This window comes from Nocardia wallacei (assembly GCF_029869545.1).
Lineage (GTDB): Bacteria > Actinomycetota > Actinomycetes > Mycobacteriales > Mycobacteriaceae > Nocardia > Nocardia wallacei_A.
Genome location: NZ_JARWQD010000170.1, coordinates 1 through 3931 on the forward strand (window position 1 = coordinate 1; position 3931 = coordinate 3931).

Annotated in this window: 5 protein-coding genes; 2 read left to right on the forward strand and 3 right to left on the reverse strand. The window is 70.7% G+C overall.

Annotation, left to right across the window (positions count from 1 at the left end):
• Nucleotides 1–61 precede the first annotated feature (61 nt).
• Nucleotides 62–247, reverse strand: a complete 186-nt coding sequence (locus tag QH290_RS13955) for a hypothetical protein (protein ID WP_280383211.1) — start codon at nt 245–247, stop codon at nt 62–64.
• Between the two features lie 98 nt (nt 248–345).
• Here QH290_RS13955 and QH290_RS13960 point away from each other — a divergent pair, with 98 nt between their 5' ends.
• Both QH290_RS13960 and QH290_RS13965 read left to right on the forward strand, forming a co-directional pair.
• Nucleotides 346–1185, forward strand: coding sequence for a glycosyl hydrolase family 32 (locus tag QH290_RS13960; protein WP_280383213.1), 840 nt, complete (start codon nt 346–348; stop codon nt 1183–1185).
• A 109-nt stretch (nt 1186–1294) separates the two neighbouring features.
• Nucleotides 1295–1747 carry a thioredoxin domain-containing protein gene (locus tag QH290_RS13965; protein ID WP_342213297.1) on the forward strand — a complete coding sequence of 151 codons (453 nt, stop codon included), beginning with the start codon at nt 1295–1297 and terminating at the stop codon, nt 1745–1747.
• Nucleotides 1748–1795: 48 nt separating this feature from the next.
• On the opposite strand, the gene QH290_RS13970 is transcribed toward QH290_RS13965, so the two are convergent.
• Nucleotides 1796–2719, reverse strand: a complete 924-nt coding sequence (locus tag QH290_RS13970; protein WP_280383215.1) for a tyrosine-protein phosphatase — start codon at nt 2717–2719, stop codon at nt 1796–1798.
• 50 nt (nt 2720–2769) lie between these two features.
• Entirely contained in the window at nt 2770–3717 is a 948-nt protein-coding gene (locus tag QH290_RS13975; RefSeq protein ID WP_280383216.1) for a PEP-utilizing enzyme, read from the reverse strand.
• Nucleotides 3718–3931 lie beyond the last annotated feature (214 nt).

Below are 3931 nucleotides of genomic sequence, written 5' to 3' on the forward strand. Positions count from 1 at the left end.
TGAGGTCGTGTGGCGAAGGATGCCGGGGATGAGTCGTGGCGTCCCGCGGCGGCCCGGGACGTCAGGAGTAGTCGCGGAAGGTCATCAGGAAACCGGCGGCGGCGAGGACGAACAGCGCTATGTAGGCGATGACGCGCAGCGGGAGCGCGGGGAGGTATTGCACCCACAGGCCGCTGATCATGGCGGTCAGCATCATCAGCGTTCCGTAGAACGGTGTTCGCTTCGGATGTTTGCCCAGGCGTCCCATGTCGATGGCCTACCCGATCCGCGGCGATGGTCTCGCATCCTCGGCCGCCCCGGCGTGTCGCGGTGTGCCCGGCGGCCCGGGGCGGCACCGTAGGCGGCATGCAGGTGAGTGCGGGCCGGTTTCGTCACATCTACGACCCGAGTGCGGGGGAGGCGCAACCCTGGTACATCAACGACCACACGGTGATTCGCGACGAGTCCGGTCGCTGGCACCTGTTCGGTATCACCCATCCCGAACCGGCCGATCCCTGGGACGAGACCGAATTCGCCCACGCCACGGCGGACAGGCTGCTCGGGCCGTGGACGAAGTACCCGCCCGCGCTGACCGCCGATCCGGACTACGGCGAGACCCACCTGTGGGCCCCCTACGTCGTGCGTTCCGGGGACAGGTACTTCATGTTCTACGACGGCGGCGGGCCCGACCGGACCGCCACCGCGATGAACCTCGCGACCTCCACCGACCTCGCCCACTGGACCCGGCACCCGGACGGTCCGCTGTTCCGCGACGGCTACGACGCGCGCGATCCGATGGTGCTGTGGCTGGAGGATCGGTGGGTCATGTACTACTGCGCGACCAGCGATCCGGACGGCGGTCACCACGTGGTCGCCTACCGCACCAGCACGGACCTGGTGACCTGGAGCGAACGCGCCATCGCCTACACCGATCCCCGCACGGGCACCGGCGCCGGGCCGACCGAATCGCCGTTCGTCATGCGGCACAACGAATCCTGGTACCTGTTCCTCGGTCCGCGGCCCCGGTACTCCGGAACCGACGTGTTCCGCAGCGACGATCCGCTGCACTTCTCGATCGGTGACCAGGCCGGGCATCTGCGCGCCCACGCGGCCGAGGTCGTCGACGACGGGGAGCGGCTGTGGGTCACCCACGCGGGGTGGGGTCAGGGCGGAGTGCACCTCGCCCCGCTGCGTTTCCGGGAGTAGCGCCGGACGATAGCCGCTCGCTACCGCGATGGGCAGATGACCGGGTGCGGGTGTTCGTGGAAGAATCCGGGCACATGTCGGCGAATCCGAGCGTCACCGGGAGGACCGCATGCCCACGCACGCGTTGACGCAGCAGAACTTCGACCAGACCGTGGCCCGCACCCCCATCGTCCTGGTGGACTTCTGGGCCGATTGGTGCGGCTGGTGCAGCCGGTTCGCGCCGATCTACGAGGAGTCGTCGAACCAGCATCCGGAGATCCTGCACGGCACCGTCGACACCGAGGCGCAGCAGGCGCTCGCGGCGGCCGCGCAGATCACCAGCCTGCCCACCCTGCTGGGATTCCGGGAGGGCCTGCTGGTCTACACGAAGCTCGGCTTCCAGACCGCCGCGGAGCTGGAGGACGCCGTGCAGACCATCCAGTGGATGGATATGGACGCGGTGCGCCGCGAACACGCCGCGCAGAATCCGGGTCTCACCGGCGGCCCGAGCGCCGAACCGGCGCCGCCCCGCGGCGCGGGCCTGGCCGCCGGTCCCGTTCGCTACGGCTGGCCGGGGCTGTAGCCGCACCGAACGGGCCCTACGAGGTCATCACCGCCCGAGTGGGGATGGTCAGTGCTTGTCGAGCAGCTTGGCCCGGAGCGCCTCCGCGGTGCCGGAGTCGATGCCCAGGCCGTCGGACAGGAAGCCCTCGATCGAGCCGTAGGACTGTTCGGCCTGGTCGAAGGCGGCCTCGAGGTAGTCGCGCTGCACGCCGAGGATCGGTTCGAACAGCGACGGATCGGTGACCAGGCCGCGCTGCAAGAGGGCGTCGATCGTGGCCTTGTTGCTCGCCGCCAGATAGTCGTTGGACGCCAGGTAGTCCTTGTAGATCTGGCCCTCGGGTACGCCGAGGGCCGACATCAGGATCGCGGTCGTCCAGCCGGTGCGGTCCTTACCTGCGGTGCAGTGGTACAGCAGCGCTCCGGGTGCCGCGGCGATTTCCTTTATCGCCGTAGCGAATTGGCCCCGGGCCGTGGCGTCGGTGACCATCCACCGGTAGTAGCGGCGCATGAAGTCGGCGGCCTCGCCGTCGCCGAGCTGCTCCTGCTGCACCGCCGGTCCGCCCGCGATGATATTGGAGACATACAGGTAGAAGTCGTTGCTCGGATCCCAGATCGGCAACGGGGAGTACGGAATCGAGGCGGGCAGCTTGTCCGGATTCGCCTTCACCTCGTTGGGGCTGCGCAGATCCAGCACCTTGCCGATGTTCAGCGATGCCAGCCGCTGCTGATCGGCCGCGGTGAGCTTGTCCAGCGCGTCGGTGCGATAGACCAGCCCGTAGCGGATCTTGCCGCCGCCGTGCTGGGTCGGGTAGCCGCCGATATCGCGGGCGTTGGGAGCCGAAATCCCCAGGGACTGCTGCTGTCCCGCGCCGGCGGGCGCGGTGTGCGGCGGCGGTGCGGCCAGGGCGGGCCCGGTGGCCGCCGGGAGGACGGCGAGGAATGCGGCGGCCAGTGCGGCCACCGATCCTCGCAGGACATGCGAGATCGCCACGTGTGGTGTTCCTTTCCTTGTCGAGCCGCCGGAATCGGTGCGGCTCGGGGTCATTCGGCGAGCAGGGTGACGGTGCCCGCGGCGCCGTCGACGCGGACCCGCTGCCCGTCCCGCAGTGCGGTGCTGGCGGTCTTGGTGTCCACGACGCACGGAATCCCGAACTCGCGGGCCACGATCGCGGCGTGGGAGGCCGCACCGCCGATATCGGTGACCACGGCCGCCGCGTAGGCGAACATCGCGGTGTGCCCGGTGTCGGTGACGGCGGCGACGAGGATGTCGCCCGGCTCGATATCGTCGTCGAGGGAGAGCATTCGCTTCACGGTGCCCTCCACGACGCCGGGGCTGACACCGAGTCCGGTGATGCTCTCGCCCGCCTCCAGCGCCCGCCCGCCCCGGGCCTCGGGCTCCCAGCGTCCGAGCACCAGATCCGGCATGCGGATCGCCTGCAGCCGGGCGCGTTCCTCGCGGCGGCGCGCCACCCGGTCCCGCAGATCCGCAGGCGCCCAGAGGATTTCGTCGAGGGTCAGGAAGGCCGCGTCGTCGGTGTCGGCGAGCTTTCCGGCGTGGGCCAGGCGGGCGGCACGCTCCCGGGTGGCCATGCGCAGGCAGTGGGTGATGCGCACGACCGCGTCGCGGGCGCGTTCGCGGTAGACGGTGGCGCCCACGGCCATCTTCGCCGTGCGCCCGCTCGGCGGCGGCACCGGGTCCCGGTGCGGGGCAGGCAGATCCGCGGCCCGGGCGGCGGCGCTGACCAGAAGTTCCGGCCGGTCGCCGAAGGTCGGGTTGAGCAGTTCGCACTCGCCGGGACCGCGGTGCCCGATCTTGCCCAGCTCCTCGTCGAGGGCCGCGGCGAACTCCGGCGACTTCTCCCGCGCCGCGCTCACCCGGCCGTCGCGGGCGACCTCGTGCAGCCCGGCGTCGTTGCGGCACAGTGCGGCCAGCCGCTCCACGGCCAGCATCGGCCTCGCCGACTCCAGGCGGTCCAGGTCGATCTTCACCTCGCCCTTGTGCGCGGCGGTGGGCCCCCCCGCGCGCCTCCACCCCCAGGGCGCGGCCGGGCCCCCCAGGTCGAGGCGGGAGCGATCCGGCTGGGCAACGAGGCGATGGGACGGATGATCGCCCTCGAGGGAATCGCCTTGGAGCACTGGGTGTCCCGCGTGACCTCGGTGCTGGGGCACAGCTTCTACATCAACGCCTCCATCGGCGTGCTGG